Origin of the sequence: Idiomarina sp. 28-8 (assembly GCF_000320945.2) — a bacterium.
Lineage (GTDB): Bacteria > Pseudomonadota > Gammaproteobacteria > Enterobacterales > Alteromonadaceae > Idiomarina > Idiomarina loihiensis.
In genome coordinates, this window is sequence record NZ_DF266791.1 from 116,771 (window position 1) to 137,670 (window position 20,900).

A 20,900-nucleotide genomic window follows, 5' to 3' on the forward strand; every position below is an offset into this window, starting at 1 on the left:
AACCCCATAGAGTAAAAAGGAACTAAAGATAAGAATTTTGCTCTTAAGAGAAGATTAAATCCGTTTCATTTGGCCTATGAGTAGTTGATGTCCACCAAAATATTACACACTTTCACCGCTTGTTTATTGATCTTTGCAATCAGCTTTAGTGCTGTCAGCAACGCTATGCAGGATAACCAACGTTTACCAGAAATTGGAACTACCGGCGCGGCTTTCATGAGTATCGAACGTGAACGTGTTGTAGGCGACTTTTACATGCGTCAGGTACGCTCACAAGCCCCTATTGTTCACGATCCGGTATTAGACAGCTATTTAAACAGCATTGGCCAGCGGTTAGTCAGAAACACCAGCGGTGTGCGCTATCCTTTCAACTTTTTTTGGATTAACAATAAGGAAATAAACGCCTTCGCCTTCATGGGCGGCTACGTAGGTGTGCATACGGGCTTAATTGACGAAGCAAGAACCGAGTCAGAGCTCGCGGCGGTACTTGGACACGAGGTCGCGCACATTACTCAACGTCACATGGTTCGTCGAATGCAGGAACAACAGCGCAGTATGCCTATGACCATTGCTGGTATCATTGGCTCTATTTTAGTCGGCATGGCCAACCCTGAAGCCGGTGCTGCAGGCCTTTACGCCACAATGGGTATGGCCGGTCAGTCACAAATTAATTACACTAGGTTGTATGAAATGGAAGCCGACCGCATCGGTCTCTCTACGTTGTTAGCCGCAGGTTTTGATCCCCGTGGCGCACCCGACTTTTTTGGTCGGTTGGCAGAAAAATACCGCTATGTAAGCAAGCCCCCGGAAATGCTCATGACTCACCCATTGCCTGAGTCCCGCATAGCAGACACTCGTGCTCGCGCTGAAAATATGCAAAGAGTGGACGTCCCCCCCAGCCTCGACTTTGCCCTGGCTAAAACCAGAGTTCAGGCTCGGTATATTGGCAACACCACGAATAGTGACTTTGAATCTATGCGCTCCAGTAGCAATTCAATTAACCAACAAGCAGGGCAATATGGTTTAGCCATACGCGCGTTAGACGGTGGCAACATTGATGTAGCTTATAAGCTTATGCAGCCACTACTAGAGCGCTATCCTAATGATCCATTCTATATTGATGTCCAGACCGACATTCTACTGGCACAAAAAGATTACGAGACGGTTTTAAGCTGGCTACGAGGCAAGTACATTCAGCAGCCAACCGAGCCTGTTATTACTCTTAACTTTGCTAACGCGGCCCTTCAAGCAGAAGACACCGAGTTAGCTGAGAAGCTTCTGCGCGATTTTTTACTAAAACAACCGGACCACCCGCTGGCGCTTGATCTTCTCACTCAAGTGTACGAGCGTAGTGGCAAGCGAGCGGCTATGTACGAAACCCGAGCGGAATCACTGGCGTTAAGAGGAAACTTCCGGCTCGCCATTGATCAGCTGCACACTGCACATAACCATACCGATAGCGATCTGACGCATAAACGTCTGAATGCACGTATTGAGCAAATGCGCAGCTTAGAGCAGCAAATAAAATCGTTAATGTGAGTTAACCGCATTTTCCAGCGATTCTAAGTCCTGCTCTCCCATTAAAGGCCCTTTGACGCTGCCGTCCGGCTTTATTACGTAGGTAGCCGGTAACATCTGCGGGCGCTGAAACGGAAACTTTGGCGCAGGCTCCATCAACGCCAACTGAAACTCTATTCCATGACGCTGTTTCAGCTCAGCCAGTTCAGCGTTAGACATTGGATCGAAACTGACACCGACTAACTCAACATCTTTTGCTTTGTGCTGGTTAAATTCGTTTAACTCGGGTAACTCTCTTAAACAAGGAGCGCACCACTCAGCAAAGTAGTTTACCACCACCGTTTTTTCACCAAGGTCGCCCCAGCGAAACTCATTGTCGGCATCGGTAACCACATCCGGCTCTTGCGAACAAGCTGTTATCAGCACAGCAGCTGCCGCGCACACTAGCGTTCTCAGTTTCATTCCTTACCTCAATTACGTTACTATTAACTTATACTTACCTAATAATCAGATACTACAAGGTACGATACTTATGAGCCAAGTAACAATTTATCATAACCCGCGTTGCTCAAAATCAAGACAAACTCTTGAATTACTCAAGCAGAATGACGTTGAGCCGGAAGTTGTTGAATACCTTAAAACTCCGCCTAACGCTGCAGAATTAAAAGATATACTGGAAAAGTTAGGGCTTTCTGCCGATCAGCTAATGCGCAAAAAAGAAGACGCATATAAAGAACTTGGTCTGGCCGGTATCAATAACGAAGATGAATTGATTACCGCAATGGTCAATAACCCTAAGCTTATTGAGCGCCCTATTGTTATTCGGGGTAATAAAGCGGCCATTGGCCGCCCTCCTGAAGCTGTACTGGATATTTTATAATGACCCGCGTCGTTATTCTTTATTACAGCCGTAACGGGGCTACTCAGCAGCTTGCTGACGCGATAGCCGAAGGCGTTACGGCGGCTGGAGGCGAAGCTGTTTTACGCAGCACCGGGCACGGCAGTGATGCCGTCAGTGACCGCGATCTGGAAGTTGAAAACGCTGACCTTGAAACCTGCGATGCTCTTATTCTGGGCAGTCCGACTCGATTTGGGCATATGGCCTCAAGCCTGCAAAAATTCTGGGAAGGCACCTCGCGCGAATGGTTGCAGGCTACGTTAACTGACAAACCCGGTGCGGTGTTCACTTCCTCCAGTTCTCTTCATGGGGGACAAGAATCGACCCTGCTGACTCTGGCTTTACCGCTGCTGCATCATGGTATGATGCTGGTTGGCATTCCTTATTCTGAACCGGCTCTGCATCAGACTCAGTCCGGCGGTTCACCTTATGGTGCCAGCCACCATGAGCACAGCAATAAGTTAACTGACCATGAAAAGCAATGCGCTATCGCTTTGGGTAAACGAGTCACGCAAACCGCTTCTAAGCTCTCATCATAGGAATTATCAATGCCGACTTCTCCACGCTTTTATCGCTGGTTAACACAAGTTTGTTACTGGCCACTGCTCATTTTAGTTGCACTGTGGCACGGTATGCCAACCGACGCGCCGGGTACATTGCCAGTTTATATTGCTTTGTTCCTCTGGGTGCTGCCGTTGTTATTCCCTCTGCATGGTCTGGTTAAAGGCAAACCTTATACCCACGCATGGACTAATTTTGTTTTAATGTTTTACTTTCTGCATGGCTTAACCGTGGTCTACACCCACCCGGATGAGCGTGTGTGGTCAATACTGGAACTGATATTTACAACCGGCGCATTTATTGGCGCAACAGGTTATGCCCGCTATCAGGGAAGAGCTCAGGGGTTAGGGCTGAAAAAACTAAAAGACTACGACTAAATTTCGAGAACCTGCTTAACAAAAGGAATTGTTAAGCGGCGTTGGTAAGTAATAGAGGCTTTATCAAGCTCGTTTAACGCTTTCATTAAATCCCGCATGGAACGACCCAGTCGTTGAGTCATAAAAGCCGCAACATCGTTCGGCAACTCCAGTCCACGCCATTGTGCCCGCAAAATTAACGCATTAATTTTTTCTTCGTCGTTCAGCGGCTGAACCTGAAAGCCCGTTGCCCATTGGAAACGCGATTGTAAATCCGGTAACAGAACTTTAGTTTGAGCAGCCGACTGTTTGGCCGTCATCACTAAACGCGTCGACTCATTATCGGTTACGCGATTAATAAGCGAGAACAACTCAAAACTCCAACTCTGTTCCTCGGTTACCGTATCAATATCATCCAGACAAATAAGATCAGCTTGATCTATTCCCTGCAAAACGGCAGAAGCATCGGCTTTAGCCAGCTCACGCAAAGGTAAATACGCAATACGATATTGTGAACCGGCCGAAGCTATTACGCTGTGCATTAGGTGGCTTTTTCCTACCCCACTAGCCCCCGATAGCCAAGTCAGTTGTTGGCTTCTCTTCAGCGGCGGTTCGGCGGCAGGCAATGTTTCTAACCAACTTAATAAAGTTGAATTGTCGCCCGCAAGAAAAGTAGAAAATATCTCGTCATCCGGCAATTGTACGGCTAACGGTAATTGCTGTGGTGACATCAGCGACTCTCATTCCAGCGGTAAACCGGAGTCTCAGCCTGCTGCGCCGCAACAAAAGGGCCGACTTCCTGTGATACCAGACGCCCATCCAGATTAATAGCCTGCAATATCTGATCAACAGGACCGTTAACCACAATTTCAAATTCGCTCATGGCTTGCGAGTACTCAAGTAAGCGAACTTCGCGAACAGAGACAATGCTACCCAAAAACGCTTCCAACTCTAAAACACGGTTTAAGCTACTTAACTTCTCAACTTTAATCATTAAGGTATTACGAACATTTTCATCACCGGCCGTAACACTATACTGCCTCGCCAACTGCGCCATTAGTTGCTCAACCAGAGGCTCGGCAAGCCAGTCCGGGCTGGTTGCTGTAACTTCACCGGAAAAACGGTCGTCTCCAACTTCAACAAACCAATTTAAACTCCAGGGTTCTTCCTCGTCTTCCTGACGAATCATACGACCGATCAATAAACCGTCTGTGCCGTAACGCTCGGTAGTGGTTCTAACCGGGTCTAGAAAGCGCCCCCAGACATCGGTTGCATTTATGGTGAAGCTGTCGGTCAAATCCATTAAAGGCAGCTGAATTGGAATACTGTACTGTTGTGCAAAGAACCTCAGTTGTTGGGTAAATACTGACTCGCTATTACTGTCGATAATCACGCGCTGCCCATTGTTGTTTTCCTTCGCTATCCAAAGCATCAGTTGCGGTCGCCGACTACCCCAGTAGGGTAACTGCTGCTCTGCCAGCAACGCGCGCAACTTGCGCCCATCAAATGTCGCCGTTAAGGTTCGCTTTCCCTCATTCTCGCTGTAACCGTATTGCACCAGGTAATTATTTACATCACGTTTTGCCCGTTGTATCGCGTCATGCCCGACCAATTCAGCCTGCCCGGTTAATTTTGTAATAACACGGTCAAACGCCTCCCCTATTGCCTGCTGCCGATGAGGCGAACTTTGCGAAGTCACTTCCACTTCTGCTGAATATAAATTTTCAATCAACCGCGCTTCGGCTTCTGTAGCCAGAAAAAGACTAAACAGAAAAAATAAACTGGCAGCGAAGTAAAGAATCTGCGACTTTGACATGTCATTATCCAAATAAGACTTTGAGAGCATATTAAACAGCCAGGTAGCGAACAGCAAGTAACAACTTGTGGATAAGCTTGTGGGAATCTTCACTAGGAAAACAAAGCCACTAACGGTAGTATTGCGACAAACGAACGAAGGGTGACAAAGGCATGCTAAAACAACAACTTCGCGGTATCAGCTCACTGCTTGGAAGTATCAGTTTAATTGGGGTCTGTGTCGGCATGACCAGTACCCTGTTAAGTTTGCGTGCTACCATTGAAGGTTTTGGTACCCTGGTTACCGGCTTTATCATGTCGGCTTATTTTATCGGCTATTTATTTGGCTCGACCCGCGCGCCAAAAGATATTCGCCGGGTGGGTTATATTCGTTCATTTGGCGGTCTTGCCGCGCTGGCTGCCTTTAGTATTCTGATGCAGGCAATCTGGGTTGATCCGGTGGTCTGGTTTGTCATGCGCTTTATAACCGGCTTCGCGATTTCTGGTATTTTCGTCATTGTTGAAAGCTGGCTTAATACCATGGCCGACAACCGTAGCCGCGGTACCCTGCTGTCAGTTTATCTGGTCATTATTTATAGCGGACTTATTGTCGGGCAGCTGATTCTCGGTGTCGCCGACCCGGCCGGCTTTGTTGCTTTCGCTATTGTTGCTCTGCTCATTAACTTAGCGCTTATTCCCATTCTGGTCAGCGTTACGGCTGAGCCGACAACGCACGAAAACAGAAAAGTCCCCATTTCACTGCTGCTGAAAACCGTTCCGCTGGGCGTAATTAATGCGTTTATAATGCAGGCCTGCTACGCCATGTTTTACGGTATAGGGCCAATGTATGCTTCCTATATAGGCCTTAGTGTTCTGCAAATTACCTTTTTCATGGCCGCCTTCATTGCCGGAGGTTTAGTTTCACAGGCACCATTTGGACTTTTATCGGATCGACTAGACCGTCGTTTCGTTATTGCCATTTGCGCCGCCGGCGGAACTCTTACGGCTATAGCTTTATCGCAGCTTGATGCATCAAACGCCATCTTCATTTACTTAAATGTGGGACTTTTAGGAGCCTTTATACTGCCTTTGTACTCACTGGGTATGGCGCACACCAATGATTATCTGGAACGTGACCAAATGGTGGGAGCAACAGGTGCCATCATTAAAATTGGGGGAGCGGGCTCTATTATTGGTGCGCCTGCGGTAGCTGCGTTAATGCAGTTTGGTGCCATTAATTACTTCTTTTTACTCTTAGCCGCACTTACGGCCTGTGTTGGTTTTTACTCTCTGTACCGCATTACACGTCGGGCAAAAGCAGAAGACCAGTTGCACAGCAACTTTGCCATACTGGCACCGTCACAAACTTCTGATGAGCTTTTAACGTCAATGGCTGAGGAAGCCCCGGAAACAGAAGAAGAGGACGACGAAGAAATGGAATCCAACGCCGTCCTTCGTTAACTACTTAGTCTGACAGCAGGTCATTCACCCAGGTGGTGGCCTGCTCCAGAATGTCATCCAGATGTTGCTCGCTGACAAAGCTTTCTGCGTAAATTTTATAAACAGGCTCTGTGCCTGAAGGTCTGGCAGCAAACCAGCCGTTATCAGTAGTCACTTTTATCCCACCAAACTGGGCGTCATTCCCTGCCGCTTTGGTAGAAATATCAGACACACTGTCACCCGCCAGTTCAGGCAGCTTTACTTTGTAGGCACGAATGTCTTTAAAGCGCGCATTCTTTTGCACACTGGAAGCCGTATCAACGCGACGATAATAAGCCGTACCATGTTGCTGGCATAAGTCATCGTAATACTGGCCGGGGTTTTTACCGGTTTTCGTCAGTATTTCAGCCGCCAGCAGTGCCATGACAATGCCGTCTTTATCGGTCGTCCAGGTATTGCCTTTACGGTCAAGTAAAGTAGCACCGGCACTTTCTTCACCGGCAAACGCAATTGAACGTTCAAACAACCCTTTAGCAAACCATTTAAAACCCACCGGTACTTCCATCAATGGTCGCTCGTTTGCGCCCACCACGCGGTCAATCATGGCACTGGACACTAGAGTTTTTCCAATAGCAATACTGCTATCCCAGTCGCGGTTCTTACATAAGTAATCTATTGCCACAGACAAATAATGATTCGGATTCAGTAAACCGTGTGTCGGAGTCACTATGCCGTGACGGTCATAGTCCGGGTCGTTACCAAAAGCCAAATCGTAATTGTCTTTCAGCTCGAGCAAGCTGGCCATGGCAAAAGGCGACGAGCAATCCATTCTAATCTTTCCGTCTTTATCCAACGGCATAAAAGAGAATGTCGGGTCGACCACGGCATTACGAACCTCAATCGATAAGTTGTAATGCTCTGCAATTTGCGTCCAGTACTTAGCGCCCGAGCCACCCATGGCATCAACCGCCAGTCTCAGTTTCGCATCCTGAATAGCCGACATATCAATGCAGTCATCAAGCTGGCTAATATACTGCGTGCGCCAATCAACAAAGGTTAGTTTCGGGTGCTGTAATACGTCTTCACTCTCACAGGTATTCACGCCGACAAGTCCTGAAGACAGTAACGCGTTTGCGTATTTCTCTATGGTTCGGGTCACGTCAGAGTCTGCCGGACCACCATGTGACGGGTTGTATTTAAAACCGCCATCTTCTGGTGGGTTATGCGAGGGTGTAATCACCACGCCATCGGCTTTAGCTGTGTTCTCACGGTTCCACTCAATAATCGCGCGGCTTAAAACCGGAGTTGGTGTGTAGTCATGCTCAGTCTGAACCTGAACCTCTACGCCATTGCCAATAAAAACATCTAACGCACTAATGTAAGCAGACTCAGACAGCGCATGAGTGTCTTTAGCCACCATAATAGGTCCGGTAATGCCCTGCTCCTCGCGATAAGCACAAATAGCCTGAGCAATAGCCAGAATATGCGCTTCATTAAAGGAACGCTTCAATGAACTGCCTCGATGACCCGAGGTACCAAAACTGACTTTTTCAGCCGCTTTGCGTGGGTCCGGCTCATAAACATAATACGCACTGGTCAATTGCGCTATATTGGTCAAGTCGCTGGCCTGCGCCAACTGGCCTGCTCGCTCGTGATCCGCCATTATAAAAAGTCCCTAATTTTTTCTGCATCAGCCGATTGATAACCCAGTTTTTCTGCTACCTGAGTCAGCATGGCTTTTTTCTTAGTCGTATTGGTATTGGTAATTACCCAAAATGGAGAGTCCGGAATCTGCTTCGGGTTCGTGCTGTTCCCCGATGTCAGTAAAGCTTCTTCTGAGCGGGCAAAATATTGACGATCACGACCGCGAATATCCAGCACTTGCGAAAATTCGCTCGGGTGGCAGCGGTACAACATGCTTAAAATATACAGAAAGCGCGCTACTACGCTTTTCTGAATACGCACATCCTGCTCATTCAAACGGTTAAAAACCGACTCAGTGGGTTCGCTTTTGCTGTCGGCTTCAGGTTCACTGCTATTCACGTCCAGCAAACGACGCAGAATATCCGATGCGCTCTCGCCTATTTGCCTGGTGTGGCTTGCAATGTACGTGTATAAGTCATCGTCAATGTCAATCCGCTTCATTGTTGACTTTCTACCTCTAAAAATTGAAAGGTTGCGCTTTGTCACTTGCAACACCCCGACAAAGCCTTGAAAATATAGACCAAAGTTTATCACTAAAGGCAGTTCGATGGCAGACTCTTCATTGTTGAATCACGAAACATTAGGTACGGATAGCAATCCGGCTATCATCATTATTCACGGCCTGTTTGGCGATAAAGACAATTTAAAAAGTCTTGCCCGTGAACTGTCAGAAAACTACTACTGCATTTTGCCCGACGCCCGTAATCATGGTGAATCGTTTCACAGCGACAGCATGACTTACCCGGACATGGCAGAGGACATTATCAAACTGGCTGACTCGCTGAACCTGAAACAGTTTTATTTAGTGGGTCATTCTATGGGGGGCAAAATAGCAATGGAAACTTGCATAAAAGCCCCTGAACGAATTCAAGCGGCGATATTTGCCGATATTTCACCCGCCGCTTACGACGGTACCCACGACAGCATATTAGACGCTCTTTCTAACCTGGACATAGACCAGGTAAAAAGCCGCGGCGACGCCGACAAACAGTTAGCCGAGACAATTTCAGAAAAAGGTATACGCCAGTTTCTGCTGAAAAACCTGAAAAAAACTGACGACGGTTACCAATGGCGGCTTAACCTAAAAGCGCTAAGAGAAAATTATCAGCAAATTTCAGCGGCTGTCAGCAAAGGCCAATACGACGGTCCGGTGCTTTTTATAAAAGGAGGTAGCTCAAACTACCTCACAGAAAAGCATCAACAAGACGTGGCAGCCCGATTTAGCAATGCCTCGGTAAAAGTTATTGAAGGTGCAGGCCACTGGCTACATGCCGAGAAACCAAGAATATTTAACCGCCTGGTCATTGAGTTTATAGCGCAGTAATCTCGCCACCAGCCGTGCTTTATGGTAATCTAAGCGCCGTAAAAAACAGTCAAGACCGCATTAAGCATTCTTAGGTTAAGTACCAGCGAGGTTAAGCAGTATGTTAGCTGAGTATTACGAACAAATTGAAGTTCTGGCCACCAATTTTACGCTGGGCATACTATTCTTACTAATAGGCTTAGCCATTCGGGACGTGTTAAAACGTTCTGCAGTGCCCAAATTTGGCCAGGTTATTGTCTGGATGGTGCTCTTTCTTGGCTGTTTTGGCTTTATCGCTAAAGGTATTATTCAGGTGCTCTGGGAATCCGGAGTTTAACCCAATTGATAATTTACGCCGCTGAATGGCAACCCGTTCAGTACTGTTTATTCGTATAATCAGGTGAAAATTGACTTATGGCAACTGTTGGAATTTTCTTTGGAAGCGACACCGGTAACACCGAAGCCGTCGCACAGATGATTCAGAAAGAGCTTGGTAAAAAGCTCGTTGATGTAAAAGACATCGCCAAATCCAGTAAAGAAGATATTGCCAATTACGACTTACTATTGTTCGGTATTCCGACGTGGTATTACGGCGAAGCTCAGTGCGATTGGGATGACTTTTTCCCCGAACTGGAAGAAATCGATTTTACGGACAAGCTCATTGCCATTTTTGGCTGTGGTGATCAGGAAGATTACGCTGAATACTTTCTTGATGCCATGGGCATGGTTCGCGACATTGTGGAAGCTCGTGGTGGCATTATTGTCGGACACTGGCCTACCGAGAGCTACAATTTTGAAGCCTCTAAAGGTATGGCCGACGACACACACTTTGTCGGTTTGGGCATAGATGAAGACCGTCAGCCAGAGTTAACCAAAGAACGCGTTAGCAAATGGTGCCAGCAAGTTTATGAAGAAATGTGTCTGGCAGAACTGGCAAGTGACAGCTAATACAGGGTATGCTGTTATACATGTTTAACTGAGATACTAATTATTATGGCGAGTAACGACGAACAGCTGAAAAAAGCAGGACTAAAAGTCACTTCCCCACGGATGAAGATTCTGGAGATTTTGAAAAAACCAGATAACCAACACATCAGTGCCGAAGATGTCTATAAAATTCTGCTGGAACAAAAAGATGAAATTGGCCTGGCTACCGTTTACCGGGTACTAAACCAGTTTGATGACGCTGGTATTATTACTCGCCACCACTTTGAAGGTGGGCGTTCGGTATTTGAGTTGAGTGCAAAGCACCACCACGATCATCTGGTGTGTTTAACCTGTGGCCACGTTTTTGAATTTGAAGATGACGTAATCGAAGAGCGTCAGGAAAAAGTAGCCGCAGCAAATAAAATTAAACTGACTAACCACAGTTTGTACCTTTACGGTGAATGTCAGCGTGGCGAAGGCTGCGAATACAAAACTGCCGCTGAGGCAGAGTAATAATATGGCACTGCGCTGGCTCATTTACGGTGCATACGGTTATTCAGGCAAACTTATTGCCCATCAGGCTAAAAAACGCGGTTACCAACCTATTTTAGCCGGCCGTAACGAAAACGCCCTTGAGCCAGTAGCACGTCACTTAGACTTTCAATACAAGGTCTTCTCGCTCGACAGTATTGATGAAGTTCAAAAGCAGTTAGAAGACGTAGACTTAGTCGTTAATTGCGCAGGCCCATTCAGCCAGACCGCAATTCCCCTTATTCAAGCCTGTATTGATACCAAAACCCACTATTTAGACATTACCGGCGAGATAGACGTATTTGAATACGCTCACTCTATGCACAAAACCGCGCGTGAAGCCGGTATTGTTTTATGCCCGGGCGTTGGGTTCGATGTTATTCCAACCGATTGTATTGCCGCGCGACTCAATGCGCAGATGCCGGAAGCTACACACTTGGCCTTAGGCTTTGATTCAGGTTCACGCATGAGTCGTGGCACTGCCAGAACCAGCATAGAACGTTTAGGTCGTGGTGGCGCCGCTCGTATTAAAGGACAAATTACCGATGTCCCTCACGCATGGCATTCTCGCTGGATAGATTTTGGTAATGGCGAAAAATATGCCATGACCATTCCCTGGGGCGATGTCTCTACCGCCTACTACACCACGGAAATACCCAATATTGAAGTGTACATACCGGCCAGCCCACGCTTAGTGAAGAAAATGCGCCGGATGAACTGGTTCCGTTGGGTATTTAAGTGGAAATGGGTTCAGGCTAAACTGAAGAAAAAGCTCGAATCACAGCCTGCTGGCCCTGAAGAAAAAGAACGGAAGAATAACCCCACTTACGTTTGGGGTGAAATCAGCGATGCCAAAGGCAATAAGAAAAGTATGCGGGTTAAAGTGAAAAACGGCTATTCGCTAACTGCCGAAGGAGCTGTTGAGATAGCCATTCATACCTTAAGCCAGAAGCAGTCAGGGGGCTTTTACCCCCCCTCACGTTTATACGGCGCTAAGCTACTGGACCAGTTTAAGATCCAGTAGTTTGTTCCTGTTCTATTTTCGCCCAGCTGTCACGTAAACCAACGGTCTGGTTGAATATTAAACGGCCTTCAGTCTCAGCATCCTGATCCAGACAATAGTAGCCCAGACGTTCAAACTGGAAGTTCTCGCCCAGTTTCGCACTCGCTAAGTTAGCTTCCACAAAGCCTTTCTTAATAACCAAAGACTCCGGATTCAGGGTTGAGAACAAGTCTTCCTCGGCTGCCGGGTTAGGCACCTGGAATAAGCGATCATACACACGGAATTCTGCTGCTTTTGCAGTTTCTGCAGACACCCAGTGAATAACGCCCTTCACCTTACGACCGTCTGCCGGGTCTTTACCCAGAGTGTCAGCGTCGTAATGACAGTAAATAGTCTGGATCTCGCCGTTATCGTCGGTTTCTATCCGGTCTGCACGAATAACATAGGCATTACGCAAACGCACTTCTTTATCCAGCACCAGACGCTTGAACTTCTTATTAGCCGACTCACGGAAGTCTTCCCGTTCAATCCAGATTTCACGACTAAAAGTCACCTGACGCGAGCCCATTTCCGGGTCATTCGGGTGGTTTGGCGCATCCAGCAGTTCCTGTTCGCCTTCAGGGTAGTTTTCAATAACAATTTTAACCGGATCCATCACCGCCATAGCGCGTGGTGCATTGACGTTCAGGTCATCACGAATGCAGGCTTCCAGCATGCTCATTTCTACCTGGTTATCCATTTTGGTCACACCAATACGGCGGCAGAACTCACGAACTGAATCTGGTGTATAACCACGGCGACGCAAACCAGCAATGCTGGCAATACGCGGGTCATCCCAGCCGCTTACTTTATTCTCATCTACCAACGTATTAATAATGCGTTTACTCATTACCGTGTATTGCAGATTCAGGCGCGAGAATTCAATTTGCTGTGGATGGCAGTCAATGCTGATGTTATCCAGCACCCAGTCATACAAACGACGGTTATCCTGGAACTCCAGCGTACACAATGAATGTGTAATGCCTTCCAGCGCATCCGAAATGCAGTGGGTGAAGTCGTACATTGGGTAAACGCACCATTTATCACCAGTCTGGTGATGGTGTACAAAACGCACACGGTAAATTACCGGATCGCGCATACACATAAACGGCGAGCTCATATCAATTTTTGCCCGTAATGCGGCGGTGCCTTCTTCGTGCTTACCTGCTGTCATGTCAGCAAAGTGCTTTAAGTTCTCTTCCACAGAAGTATCACGGTAAGGGCTGTTTACGCCCGGCTCTTTCAGAGTACCGCGCATTTCGCGCATTTTATCCTGCGAACTGAAATCAACGTAGGCCAGGCCTTTTTCAATCAGCTCAACCGCAAACCCGTGTAGCTGATCAAAGTAATTAGAGGAATAACGCGGCTCGCCTTCCCAGTGATACCCCAGCCATTCCACGTCTTTTTTAATGGAGTTCACATAGTCCACTTTTTCTTTCAGTGGGTTGGTATCATCAAAACGCAGGTTACAGGTGCCGTTGTAGTCTTCGGCAATACCGAAGTTCAGCACTATCGATTTGGCATGGCCAATATGCAGGTAACCATTCGGCTCCGGAGGAAAACGGGTGTGTACAGTTGCGTGCTTACCACTGGCCAAATCTTTATCAATGATTTGACGAATAAAATTACTGGGACGAGAGTCAGTATCTGCCATGAACCTTTTGTCTCCGCTACAAAATCAACACCGGATAATATGAAGCGGCTATGATCGCAGGTTATCGTCAGCCTGACAAGCTAAGCGAACATTAAAAAACTGATAAAAACGGCGCAATTGCTGCTGTGCAACTTTACCCTCAATGCGGGTAAAACGAACGGTCTGCCCCGGCTGGCATTGTGCCAGCCGACCTAAATCGAACGGGTTAATGGTGCCCAGTTTCGGGTAGCCGCCTAAGGTCTGGCGATCGTTCATCATAATAATAGGCTGGCCATTTGCAGGCACCTGTACAGACCCCACATTCACGCCTTCAGACACCAAACCCTCACCGTTATATTCCAACGCTTTACCGGACAAGCGAATGCCCATGCGGTCGCTGTCTTTAGTCACTTCGTAATCTTCGTAGCAGAAAGCTTCTCTTGCAGACATGGGAAAGGCGTCGTACTGAAAGCCCGGTATTAAGCCAATAACCGGAGTTTTCTGATAGTCGGATCTGTAGGCCCAGCCCACGCGCCGCGATACCTGATAATTCTGCTCATTAAAACTCAGTTCGTCACCCGCTTTTAAAAACGAGCCATCACCGTGCAGGCCGCCGACTGAGTCGCGAGTAACGGTTGCACAACTGCCCCACTTAGGTTCCACCTGAAAACCACCCTGCACCGCTAAATAGGCTCTGACACCAGCACTGGCGTACCCCATTTTCAGGCGTTGACCCGCGCGCACTTTAAAGTTTTGCCAGGTATTTAACACCTCGTCGTCCAGCGTCAATTGAACGTCAGCACCGGTCACAGCACACTGGCAGTCTCGGTCAAATTCTACCTCAAAGCCACCCAGGGTAATTTCTATTTGAGCGGCATTAAAATGGTTACTCAGCAACCGATTAGCCCATAAAAACGCGTGTTCATCCATAGGGCCACCACGGGTCAGGCCTTTCGACAAATACCCAAAGCGCCCAAAATCCTGAACGGCTGAGCGCATACCCGGCTCAATAATACGCATCATGACAAGGCCTCCGTGTCGCCGCCTTCTTCAATAAACTGCTCTTTACTTACCGCGTAAAACTCGACTTCATCACCTACGTTCAGCGGGCTGATAGTCCCCGATGACGGATCATATAGCTGGGTGGAAGTACGGCCAATAATATTCCAGCCTCCGGGCGATGCTGACGGATAAACCGCGGTCTGATTTTCAGCAACGGCAACACTGCCTGCGGTAATGCGTTTTCTGGGGTTATCTAAACGAGGCGTTCTGATCTTCTCACTTACTTCACCTAAATAAGCAAAGCCCGGCGCAAAACCCATGGCGTGCACGCGGTACGTTTGCTCGGTGTGTGTTTTTATTACATCATCCACAGAGCAGTTGTTCATGTCAGCAATGCGGGCAAGGTCAGGCCCGACACTTTCATCATAAAGAACCGGAATGCGATGCAGCTTGCCACTCAGCTCGTTAGTATCAGAGCTGAGGTCAGCTAAAGCTTTACGCAAGCGTTCACGTATTTCGGGCTCGTCAATGCTCAGCACGTTGTAGTAAACCATTAAGGAGTTATAGGACGGCACTAAATCCAGCACAACATCAGACAGTTGCTCCTTTACTGCCTTAACCGCAGCCAGAACACGCTGGTTAACTGACACGCTAATGCCCTCGCCTAAATAGACTATAACGGCATCGGCGCCGGCTGAAACGAATTTTGGAAAATCAGACTCTTCTTTCATAACTGAACTTTAGTCATTCCTGAGTTTATTCGTTAGCTTGCCGGACAATACTCCGCAGCTTCTCTACGGTTTCTATCGCTTTGGGGTTATCCCCGTGAACACAAAGAGAATCAATTTCAATTTGTAGCGATTTGCCCGACACGCTCTCAATAGCGCGACCTGTCGCGAAAGCCTCTGCCTGAGCATACATAGCTTCAACATCACCGTGCACAGCGTCGGGGTTGCTCCGCGAGCGCAACTGACCATTATCGTCATAAGCGCGGTCGGCAAAACCTTCAAACCATAATTCAACACCAAATTGCTGCGCGCGGTGGCGCCAGGCGTCATTTTCGGGAGTTGCCATAACCATCAAGGGCAAGGGTTCATGTCTGTCGTCCTGCAAAGCGGCAATGGCCTGACAAACAGCATCGAATTGCTGACCGTCGCTTAACATGTCGTTATAAAGTGCGCCGTGTGGCTTCACATATTTCACTTCGGTTTTCTGGCCGGAACAAATGCCCTGTAACGCCCCCACCTGATATTGAATTAAAGCGGTGACTTCATCAGGTTTTAATGCCATATGACGTCGGCCGAAACCAACGAGATCGGGGTACGCAGGATGCGCGCCTATTGTCACGTCATGATGTTTGGCTAACTTGACTGTTTTCAGCATAGTTAACGGGTCTGACGCATGAAAACCACAAGCTACATTAGCGCAGTCGATGTGCGGCATAATTAAGTCATCGGCGCCCATTTTCCAGGCACCGAAACTTTCACCAATATCGCTGTTTAATGTAATTCTCTGGCTACTTTTACGACTCATTCCTCACCTTTTTCCGATTTTCTGGCTTCAATGTCTCCCATTAGCTTAACCAGACCCACGGCAAATAAATACAGACCAACACCTACGGCGGCGAGTTGTAACGGCGGCAAGCAAAGCACCACCAGTTGATGTTTCACAAATACCGCTGCTGCACCAGTGAGGCCCATAGTCGTTATTGCGCTGGCAACTAAGGTAACAGGTGCCATCCAGGACAGCAGCCAGCGAAATTTTAACAGCGCGCAAAGCCCGCCAATAACTAAGCCCCAGGCAACAGGAACACCCAGTTTGTACCAACTCAGATTAAAGTTCGCAATTAGCGTAATCAGCTCTTCCTGCTCTGCGGTATAAAAGAACAGACCCACCGCGCCGGCCAAAATAACAATTCGTTTTGCTATATTCATTAATTTAATTCCTAACTGAGTCTCTGCTTACATAAACAGACTAATCACAAAAAGAATGACCGCAATAATCGGTATCCAGAGAATGGGAGACTGATACCATTTCAAAATGGGTTTGTCCGTGCGGTTAAGCGACTTTAAAGTCGGCTGCTTATACAGCCAGATAATACCAATTAACATAAGAACCGCGCCGGTTAACCTAACAGGAGTATCGTTGTCACTGACCACACCCAGAACGGCCAGAAGCAAGCCCACAATAAGAATCAGTAATGCCAAAACACGTTGCCACATACTTCCCCCAAATCATTGTTCTTATAATTATTGTCTTTATACTAAGAACTTATACTGTATCAGGTTCTGGAGCCATATGTTAAAGCAAATTCTTATCTGGTTAGGCGCTTCGGCCGTCACACTTCTTGTTATTTTTGTCAGCGTTGTTGTGTACCAGTACACCGCCATGGAGCCGGAGTTACCGCATGAAGATGAATGCGACATACGTCAACTGGAAACCAGTGAAGACGGCGCGCTGGAGGTTCATAGTTACTGGTGCGAACGGGGTGAAAAACAAAGTTGGCAGGGCCACGAAATTTGGCTGCACGAACCACAACCGGATAAATGGCAGCGCATTATGACCACAGAACACGACGGCTGCATTAAACTGGAACTGGCTGATCAGCGACTGGAAATAAACCACGACGGCAAGCGTGGTGACATGTTTTTAGTCGAGCCGGTATTTCTGTTTAACGATGCACAAGGCGTCAGCCAATCTCTGTCGGTGCAGGTGTCTACCCGTGGCGACGCCGTGTGCTCTGACTCTGGTGAATAACCGAAAGCTAAGCCAGCTTTAACACCCATTTCAGTGGCAGTCGTTTCATTAAAAACGCCATTAATGCCCAGGGCCAGTAAGGGACATACGCTTTCACTGGCTCTTTATTAATGGCTTTTGCCAATAAGCGACAGCCGGTTTCGGTGTCCACCATAAAAGGTGTGTTTTTCACCTTCTCGTTAATTTCCGAACGAATATAGCCCGGGTAAATAGTCGAGACTTTTATTGGGCTGTTGCTGCCGTAGGTTTTCATTAAGTCTGCACGAATGCCCTCGGTTAGCGAGGCCAAACCTGCTTTAGTTGCTGCATAAACCGTCATAGCCCGCGGCATACCGCGGAAAGCACTCATGGACGAAATAGTCACCAGGTGCCCCTGCTTTTGTTCGCGGAGAATTTCCATAGCCGCTTCACATTGTGCCAGTGCGGCTACGAAGTTCGTTTCAGCTGTTGCTTTGTTTGCTTCAAAGTAGCCAGTGCCAAGCGCTGCGCCTTTACCCATGCCCGCATTAATAATAAAGCGGTCAACTTGCCCCTGCTCTTGCTTAAACTCCTGAAACACTCGGAACACGTCCTCGTGGGCATTTACATCCAAGGTTTTAATGCTGACCGTTATGCCAGAATGCTTTTCTTCCAGTTCGGTTTTTAAGGCTTCCAGCCGGTCTAGCCGACGTGCACACAGGCATAGGTCTTTACCCTGAGCGGCAAACTCGCGAGCCATACCTTGCCCCAGACCAGAACTGGCTCCGGTAATTAAAATGGTCTTCCGTTGTTGAGACATTATTGAGCTCTCTTTATTGTTATTGTCTTTTTACTCGTATTTTTTAGGCTTTGGCAATACGACGACGGCAACGCCACAGCAAGTAGTTCACCAAAAACCAGAAGTTCTTAAAGGCTTTATTGGTGGTTTGCTTATGGTGGTACCGATAATAAATTTGCTGAGCTATAACCGCCAAGCGGAATAAACCAAACACTTCGTAAAAGGCAAAGTCTTCTACCTTAGTGCCAGTGCGCTCACAGTAATAATCAATAATTTCTTTGCGAGTTAACATGCCCGGGTAGTCGCTCGGCTGGCGTTTGGTCGCACGCGCCACTTTGTCATCGCCTGCTTCAATCCAATAAGCCAGCGAATTGCCTAGATCCATTAACGGATTGCCTAGGGTCGCCAGCTCCCAGTCCAGAATACCGATAATGTCGGTTGGGTCATCTGGGTTAAGTATCAGGTTGTCTAAGCGAAAGTCGTTGTGAACCAGACAAATTTTCTCGCTTGGCGGCTGGTTCTCTTTAAGCCAACGCATAACCGAACCCGCGCCGAATACATTCCAGGTCTTTGCTTTTTCATAACGGCCACACCAGCCATTTACCTGACGTTCGGTGTAACCTTTACCTTTGGCTATTTTGCGTAGTCCGGTGCTGTCTAAATCCACCTGGTGCAGCTTTATCAGTTTATCCAACGCGTTCGTGCATAACTGCCGCGCCTGCTCAGAACTTAACTCCAGTCCTTTAGGAAAACGCCTCCGCGGAATAATGCCGGTCACGTGCTCCATCACATAAAACTCAGCACCAATAACCGACTCGTCACGGCAATATGCCAGCATTCGGGGCACATGAGGAAACGCCGGTCTCAGGCGTTTTTGCAGACGGAACTCACGTCCCATATCATGGGCTGACTTGGCTTTTGTGCCGTCTGGTGGTCGACGCAGCACCAGTGCCAGGCCGTTGTAATCTAAACGGTAAGTCCAGTTCGACACGCCACCGGTATATTGGGTAATGCGCAAAGTACCGCGGTCTTCGGGTAGCTCGTCACCAATGTGCTCCGCCAGCCAATTATCTAATGCCTCTACGGGCAAAGTTTCTTCTTCGCGTACGTCACTCGCCTGATCGACTACGGCGGATGATGGATCAGTCATTAGAGCGCCCTTTCAATTGTTTTTCTCTTTGTTTCAACTCTGTTTTTGCAATAGTCGCGCGGTGCACCGCGTCGGGTCCATCGGCAATGCGCAGCGAACGCGCAACGGTTAATAAGCCCGGCAGTGGCGTGTCATGACACATAGAAGCACCACCGAACAACTGCATGGTTTCATCCACCACCCGCTGCAGCACATTGGGTGCCACCAGCTTAATGGCCGATATTTCTTTAATGGCTTTCATGGCACCAACGTTGTCGATTTGCCACGCCGCGTGCAGTGTCAGTAACCTTGCCTGATCAATGGCTACGCGCAAGTCAGCTAAACGCTCGGTGTTGCCGCCAAGCTTCATTAATGGCTCGCCAAAGGCAATGCGCGATACACCACGCTCAATGAAAAGCTCCAACGCACGTTCAGCCGCGCCAATAGCGCGCATGCAATGGTGAATGCGCCCCGGGCCTAAACGCCCCTGCGCAATTTTAAAACCGGCACCAGGGCCAACAATAATGTTCTCTTTCGGTACGCGCACGTTATCGAACACCACCTCGCCATGGCCATAAGGGGCATCGTACTCGCCCAGAGCAGGTAACATACGTTCAATATTCACGCCCGGCGTGTTTAACGGCAACAATACCATGGAATGGCGATGATGTTTGTCGGCGTCCTCGTCGGTCAGACCCATAACAATGGCAATCTCAGCGTCCGGATGACCCAAACCAGTACTCCACCACTTACGACCGTTTATGACCCAGTCGGAGCCGTCAGCTTTAATGGTGGTTTGCATATTGGTGGCGTCGGAGGAGGCGACATCGGGCTCTGTCATACAAAACACCGAGCGGATATCGCCGTTTAAAAGCGGCGTTAACCACTGCTCTTGCTGCGGGTCATCGCCAAAGTGATACAGCACTTCCATGTTACCCGTGTCGGGCGCGTTGCAGTTGAATACCTCGGGCGCTAACAAGCTTCGACCCATGCGCTCGGCCAGTGGTGCATATTCCAGTGTCGTTAAGCCAGCACCCAGTTCGTTGTCCGGCAAAAAAAAGTTCCAAAGCCCTTGCTCTTTCGCTAACTGCTTTAGTTCCGCCACCCGTGGCGGCACCTGCCACTCGCGCCAATGCGGCGTGCTGTTCAGCCGATAATTCTCTTTCTGATACTGGTTTTCATACGGCTCAATATGCTCGCGCATAAAGGCGTCAAGCCGCGCCAAATAGTCCTTTGTTTTCGCACTGTAGGAAAAGTCCATAATGCCCGCTCCCAACGAATAGTTAACAGCATTGTAGACGTGAAAGTGTTGGTGGTACAACCAGAGTTGGGATAAAACGAGAGGCAGTTTTGGCTGGGTTACTCCATCTTAAACTTAGTAGCTAACGCTTGAATTGAGCTGCAATTTTATCCAGTGCTAGAGAAAGCCAGTGTGCTTTTCGTTCAAACACAGTGACACCGGCCAGGATAAAATGCTCTTGATCAGCCCCGCCTGGAGTTCCAGATTCATCTGCATAAAGTAAAAACATGGTTAATCCTTAAATATCA

At 48.0% G+C, this 20,900-nt stretch carries 26 protein-coding genes; 11 read left to right on the top strand and 15 right to left on the bottom strand.

Annotated features, from left to right (window positions below):
• Nucleotides 1-87: 87 nt before the first annotated feature.
• Nucleotides 88-1,539 carry a M48 family metalloprotease gene (locus tag RJ32_RS08465; protein ID WP_016341340.1) on the top strand — a complete coding sequence of 484 codons (1,452 nt, stop codon included), beginning with the start codon at nucleotides 88-90 and terminating at the stop codon, nucleotides 1,537-1,539.
• On the opposite strand, the gene RJ32_RS08470 is transcribed toward RJ32_RS08465, so the two are convergent.
• The gene (locus tag RJ32_RS08470) at nucleotides 1,531-1,980 is read right to left on the bottom strand and encodes a TlpA disulfide reductase family protein (protein WP_011234710.1); all 450 of its coding nucleotides are present in this window, start codon (nucleotides 1,978-1,980) and stop codon (nucleotides 1,531-1,533) included. The two genes, RJ32_RS08465 and RJ32_RS08470, sit on opposite strands and share 9 nt — an antisense overlap.
• Before the next feature lie 70 nt (nucleotides 1,981-2,050).
• On the opposite strand from RJ32_RS08470, the gene arsC reads away from it, so the two are divergent.
• The 3 genes from arsC to RJ32_RS08485 are packed head-to-tail and all read left to right on the top strand — an operon-like array spanning nucleotide 2,051 to nucleotide 3,354.
• Nucleotides 2,051-2,398, top strand: coding sequence for an arsenate reductase (glutaredoxin) (arsC, locus tag RJ32_RS08475; RefSeq protein WP_011234711.1), 348 nt, complete (start codon nucleotides 2,051-2,053; stop codon nucleotides 2,396-2,398).
• Entirely contained in the window at nucleotides 2,398-2,955 is a 558-nt protein-coding gene (gene wrbA / locus RJ32_RS08480; protein ID WP_011234712.1) for an NAD(P)H:quinone oxidoreductase, read from the top strand. Before arsC ends, wrbA begins: the two co-directional genes overlap by 1 nt.
• Nucleotides 2,956-2,964: 9 nt before the next feature.
• A complete protein-coding gene (locus RJ32_RS08485) occupies nucleotides 2,965-3,354 on the top strand; it encodes a DUF2069 domain-containing protein (RefSeq protein WP_011234713.1) in 390 nt (129 codons plus the stop codon).
• Here the strand turns inward: RJ32_RS08485 and hda are convergent.
• Together hda and RJ32_RS08495 are read right to left on the bottom strand one after the other, a co-directional pair.
• The gene (gene hda / locus RJ32_RS08490) at nucleotides 3,351-4,064 is read right to left on the bottom strand and encodes a DnaA regulatory inactivator Hda (RefSeq protein ID WP_034821224.1); all 714 of its coding nucleotides are present in this window, start codon (nucleotides 4,062-4,064) and stop codon (nucleotides 3,351-3,353) included. The genes RJ32_RS08485 and hda overlap by 4 nt on opposite strands.
• Nucleotides 4,064-5,149, bottom strand: a complete 1,086-nt coding sequence (locus tag RJ32_RS08495) for a DUF2066 domain-containing protein (protein ID WP_235598937.1) — start codon at nucleotides 5,147-5,149, stop codon at nucleotides 4,064-4,066. The genes hda and RJ32_RS08495 overlap by 1 nt, the downstream gene beginning before the upstream one ends.
• Nucleotides 5,150-5,301: 152 nt before the next feature.
• On the opposite strand from RJ32_RS08495, the gene RJ32_RS08500 reads away from it, so the two are divergent.
• Nucleotides 5,302-6,588 (top strand): MFS transporter, encoded by a 1,287-nt coding sequence (locus tag RJ32_RS08500; protein WP_034821227.1) that lies wholly within the window; start codon nucleotides 5,302-5,304, stop codon nucleotides 6,586-6,588.
• 4 nt (nucleotides 6,589-6,592) lie between these two features.
• On the opposite strand, the gene pgm is transcribed toward RJ32_RS08500, so the two are convergent.
• Nucleotides 6,593-8,230 carry a phosphoglucomutase (alpha-D-glucose-1,6-bisphosphate-dependent) gene (gene pgm, locus RJ32_RS08505; protein WP_011234717.1) on the bottom strand — a complete coding sequence of 546 codons (1,638 nt, stop codon included), beginning with the start codon at nucleotides 8,228-8,230 and terminating at the stop codon, nucleotides 6,593-6,595.
• The gene (locus RJ32_RS08510) at nucleotides 8,230-8,712 is read right to left on the bottom strand and encodes a replication initiation negative regulator SeqA (protein ID WP_011234718.1); all 483 of its coding nucleotides are present in this window, start codon (nucleotides 8,710-8,712) and stop codon (nucleotides 8,230-8,232) included. Before RJ32_RS08510 ends, pgm begins: the two co-directional genes overlap by 1 nt.
• 106 nt (nucleotides 8,713-8,818) lie before the next feature.
• Between RJ32_RS08510 and RJ32_RS08515 the strand changes: the two genes are divergently transcribed.
• The 5 genes from RJ32_RS08515 (at nucleotide 8,819) to RJ32_RS08535 (ending at nucleotide 12,056) form a co-directional block, all read left to right on the top strand.
• Nucleotides 8,819-9,595: an alpha/beta fold hydrolase gene (locus RJ32_RS08515; protein ID WP_011234719.1), complete on the top strand. Its 777-nt coding sequence runs from the start codon at nucleotides 8,819-8,821 to the stop codon at nucleotides 9,593-9,595.
• Nucleotides 9,596-9,695: 100 nt separating this feature from the next.
• A complete protein-coding gene (locus RJ32_RS08520) occupies nucleotides 9,696-9,911 on the top strand; it encodes a DUF2788 domain-containing protein (protein WP_011234720.1) in 216 nt (71 codons plus the stop codon).
• Between the two features lie 77 nt (nucleotides 9,912-9,988).
• Complete coding sequence (fldA, locus tag RJ32_RS08525) at nucleotides 9,989-10,522, top strand: flavodoxin FldA (protein WP_011234721.1); 534 nt, start codon at nucleotides 9,989-9,991, stop codon at nucleotides 10,520-10,522.
• A 45-nt stretch (nucleotides 10,523-10,567) separates the two neighbouring features.
• Nucleotides 10,568-11,014, top strand: coding sequence for a ferric iron uptake transcriptional regulator (fur, locus tag RJ32_RS08530; RefSeq protein WP_034821232.1), 447 nt, complete (start codon nucleotides 10,568-10,570; stop codon nucleotides 11,012-11,014).
• Between the two features lie 4 nt (nucleotides 11,015-11,018).
• Nucleotides 11,019-12,056: a trans-acting enoyl reductase family protein gene (locus RJ32_RS08535; RefSeq protein ID WP_011234723.1), complete on the top strand. Its 1,038-nt coding sequence runs from the start codon at nucleotides 11,019-11,021 to the stop codon at nucleotides 12,054-12,056.
• On the opposite strand, the gene glnS is transcribed toward RJ32_RS08535, so the two are convergent.
• From glnS to RJ32_RS08565, 6 genes are read right to left on the bottom strand one after another with little or no spacing between them, the layout of a single operon-like run.
• Nucleotides 12,043-13,728: a glutamine--tRNA ligase gene (gene glnS / locus RJ32_RS08540; protein WP_011234724.1), complete on the bottom strand. Its 1,686-nt coding sequence runs from the start codon at nucleotides 13,726-13,728 to the stop codon at nucleotides 12,043-12,045. The genes RJ32_RS08535 and glnS overlap by 14 nt on opposite strands.
• Nucleotides 13,729-13,776: 48 nt before the next feature.
• Complete coding sequence (locus RJ32_RS08545; RefSeq protein ID WP_011234725.1) at nucleotides 13,777-14,730, bottom strand: biotin-dependent carboxyltransferase family protein; 954 nt, start codon at nucleotides 14,728-14,730, stop codon at nucleotides 13,777-13,779.
• Nucleotides 14,727-15,440: a 5-oxoprolinase subunit PxpB gene (gene pxpB / locus RJ32_RS08550; RefSeq protein WP_011234726.1), complete on the bottom strand. Its 714-nt coding sequence runs from the start codon at nucleotides 15,438-15,440 to the stop codon at nucleotides 14,727-14,729. The genes RJ32_RS08545 and pxpB overlap by 4 nt, the downstream gene beginning before the upstream one ends.
• A gap of 25 nt (nucleotides 15,441-15,465) precedes the next feature.
• The gene (locus RJ32_RS08555; RefSeq protein ID WP_011234727.1) at nucleotides 15,466-16,242 is read right to left on the bottom strand and encodes a 5-oxoprolinase subunit PxpA; all 777 of its coding nucleotides are present in this window, start codon (nucleotides 16,240-16,242) and stop codon (nucleotides 15,466-15,468) included.
• On the bottom strand, nucleotides 16,239-16,643 hold the full coding sequence (locus RJ32_RS08560; protein ID WP_011234728.1) for a hypothetical protein: 405 nt from the start codon (nucleotides 16,641-16,643) through the stop codon (nucleotides 16,239-16,241). The genes RJ32_RS08555 and RJ32_RS08560 overlap by 4 nt, the downstream gene beginning before the upstream one ends.
• A 27-nt stretch (nucleotides 16,644-16,670) precedes the next feature.
• Nucleotides 16,671-16,931, bottom strand: a complete 261-nt coding sequence (locus RJ32_RS08565; protein WP_011234729.1) for a hypothetical protein — start codon at nucleotides 16,929-16,931, stop codon at nucleotides 16,671-16,673.
• A 76-nt stretch (nucleotides 16,932-17,007) separates the two neighbouring features.
• On the opposite strand from RJ32_RS08565, the gene RJ32_RS08570 reads away from it, so the two are divergent.
• On the top strand, nucleotides 17,008-17,466 hold the full coding sequence (locus tag RJ32_RS08570; protein WP_011234730.1) for a hypothetical protein: 459 nt from the start codon (nucleotides 17,008-17,010) through the stop codon (nucleotides 17,464-17,466).
• A gap of 7 nt (nucleotides 17,467-17,473) precedes the next feature.
• Here RJ32_RS08570 and RJ32_RS08575 read toward each other — a convergent pair whose 3' ends face one another.
• From RJ32_RS08575 to RJ32_RS14750, 4 genes are all read right to left on the bottom strand, one after another.
• Nucleotides 17,474-18,244: an SDR family oxidoreductase gene (locus tag RJ32_RS08575; protein ID WP_011234731.1), complete on the bottom strand. Its 771-nt coding sequence runs from the start codon at nucleotides 18,242-18,244 to the stop codon at nucleotides 17,474-17,476.
• Between the two features lie 43 nt (nucleotides 18,245-18,287).
• Nucleotides 18,288-19,373: a phosphotransferase family protein gene (locus tag RJ32_RS08580; protein WP_011234732.1), complete on the bottom strand. Its 1,086-nt coding sequence runs from the start codon at nucleotides 19,371-19,373 to the stop codon at nucleotides 18,288-18,290.
• Nucleotides 19,366-20,613: an acyl-CoA dehydrogenase family protein gene (locus tag RJ32_RS08585; protein ID WP_011234733.1), complete on the bottom strand. Its 1,248-nt coding sequence runs from the start codon at nucleotides 20,611-20,613 to the stop codon at nucleotides 19,366-19,368. The genes RJ32_RS08580 and RJ32_RS08585 overlap by 8 nt, the downstream gene beginning before the upstream one ends.
• A 121-nt stretch (nucleotides 20,614-20,734) precedes the next feature.
• Nucleotides 20,735-20,881 carry a DUF3800 domain-containing protein gene (locus RJ32_RS14750; protein ID WP_016341343.1) on the bottom strand — a complete coding sequence of 49 codons (147 nt, stop codon included), beginning with the start codon at nucleotides 20,879-20,881 and terminating at the stop codon, nucleotides 20,735-20,737.
• Between the last annotated feature and the right edge of the window lie 19 nt (nucleotides 20,882-20,900).

Excerpts from the sequence above, each read along its gene's own strand:
- RJ32_RS08465 (WP_016341340.1), top strand. The coding sequence starts at position 88 with ATGTCCACCAAAATATTACACACTTTCACCGCTTGTTTATTGATCTTT.
- RJ32_RS08470 (WP_011234710.1), bottom strand. The coding sequence starts at position 1,980 with ATGAAACTGAGAACGCTAGTGTGCGCGGCAGCTGCTGTGCTGATAACA.
- arsC (WP_011234711.1), top strand. The coding sequence starts at position 2,051 with ATGAGCCAAGTAACAATTTATCATAACCCGCGTTGCTCAAAATCAAGA.
- wrbA (WP_011234712.1), top strand. The coding sequence starts at position 2,398 with ATGACCCGCGTCGTTATTCTTTATTACAGCCGTAACGGGGCTACTCAG.
- RJ32_RS08485 (WP_011234713.1), top strand. The coding sequence starts at position 2,965 with ATGCCGACTTCTCCACGCTTTTATCGCTGGTTAACACAAGTTTGTTAC.
- hda (WP_034821224.1), bottom strand. The coding sequence starts at position 4,064 with ATGTCACCACAGCAATTACCGTTAGCCGTACAATTGCCGGATGACGAG.
- RJ32_RS08495 (WP_235598937.1), bottom strand. The coding sequence starts at position 5,149 with ATGTCAAAGTCGCAGATTCTTTACTTCGCTGCCAGTTTATTTTTTCTG.
- RJ32_RS08500 (WP_034821227.1), top strand. The coding sequence starts at position 5,302 with ATGCTAAAACAACAACTTCGCGGTATCAGCTCACTGCTTGGAAGTATC.
- pgm (WP_011234717.1), bottom strand. The coding sequence starts at position 8,230 with ATGGCGGATCACGAGCGAGCAGGCCAGTTGGCGCAGGCCAGCGACTTG.
- RJ32_RS08510 (WP_011234718.1), bottom strand. The coding sequence starts at position 8,712 with ATGAAGCGGATTGACATTGACGATGACTTATACACGTACATTGCAAGC.
- RJ32_RS08515 (WP_011234719.1), top strand. The coding sequence starts at position 8,819 with ATGGCAGACTCTTCATTGTTGAATCACGAAACATTAGGTACGGATAGC.
- RJ32_RS08520 (WP_011234720.1), top strand. The coding sequence starts at position 9,696 with ATGTTAGCTGAGTATTACGAACAAATTGAAGTTCTGGCCACCAATTTT.
- fldA (WP_011234721.1), top strand. The coding sequence starts at position 9,989 with ATGGCAACTGTTGGAATTTTCTTTGGAAGCGACACCGGTAACACCGAA.
- fur (WP_034821232.1), top strand. The coding sequence starts at position 10,568 with ATGGCGAGTAACGACGAACAGCTGAAAAAAGCAGGACTAAAAGTCACT.
- RJ32_RS08535 (WP_011234723.1), top strand. The coding sequence starts at position 11,019 with ATGGCACTGCGCTGGCTCATTTACGGTGCATACGGTTATTCAGGCAAA.
- glnS (WP_011234724.1), bottom strand. The coding sequence starts at position 13,728 with ATGGCAGATACTGACTCTCGTCCCAGTAATTTTATTCGTCAAATCATT.
- RJ32_RS08545 (WP_011234725.1), bottom strand. The coding sequence starts at position 14,730 with ATGATGCGTATTATTGAGCCGGGTATGCGCTCAGCCGTTCAGGATTTT.
- pxpB (WP_011234726.1), bottom strand. The coding sequence starts at position 15,440 with ATGAAAGAAGAGTCTGATTTTCCAAAATTCGTTTCAGCCGGCGCCGAT.
- RJ32_RS08555 (WP_011234727.1), bottom strand. The coding sequence starts at position 16,242 with ATGAGTCGTAAAAGTAGCCAGAGAATTACATTAAACAGCGATATTGGT.
- RJ32_RS08560 (WP_011234728.1), bottom strand. The coding sequence starts at position 16,643 with ATGAATATAGCAAAACGAATTGTTATTTTGGCCGGCGCGGTGGGTCTG.
- RJ32_RS08565 (WP_011234729.1), bottom strand. The coding sequence starts at position 16,931 with ATGTGGCAACGTGTTTTGGCATTACTGATTCTTATTGTGGGCTTGCTT.
- RJ32_RS08570 (WP_011234730.1), top strand. The coding sequence starts at position 17,008 with ATGTTAAAGCAAATTCTTATCTGGTTAGGCGCTTCGGCCGTCACACTT.
- RJ32_RS08575 (WP_011234731.1), bottom strand. The coding sequence starts at position 18,244 with ATGTCTCAACAACGGAAGACCATTTTAATTACCGGAGCCAGTTCTGGT.
- RJ32_RS08580 (WP_011234732.1), bottom strand. The coding sequence starts at position 19,373 with ATGACTGATCCATCATCCGCCGTAGTCGATCAGGCGAGTGACGTACGC.
- RJ32_RS08585 (WP_011234733.1), bottom strand. The coding sequence starts at position 20,613 with ATGGACTTTTCCTACAGTGCGAAAACAAAGGACTATTTGGCGCGGCTT.
- RJ32_RS14750 (WP_016341343.1), bottom strand. The coding sequence starts at position 20,881 with ATGTTTTTACTTTATGCAGATGAATCTGGAACTCCAGGCGGGGCTGAT.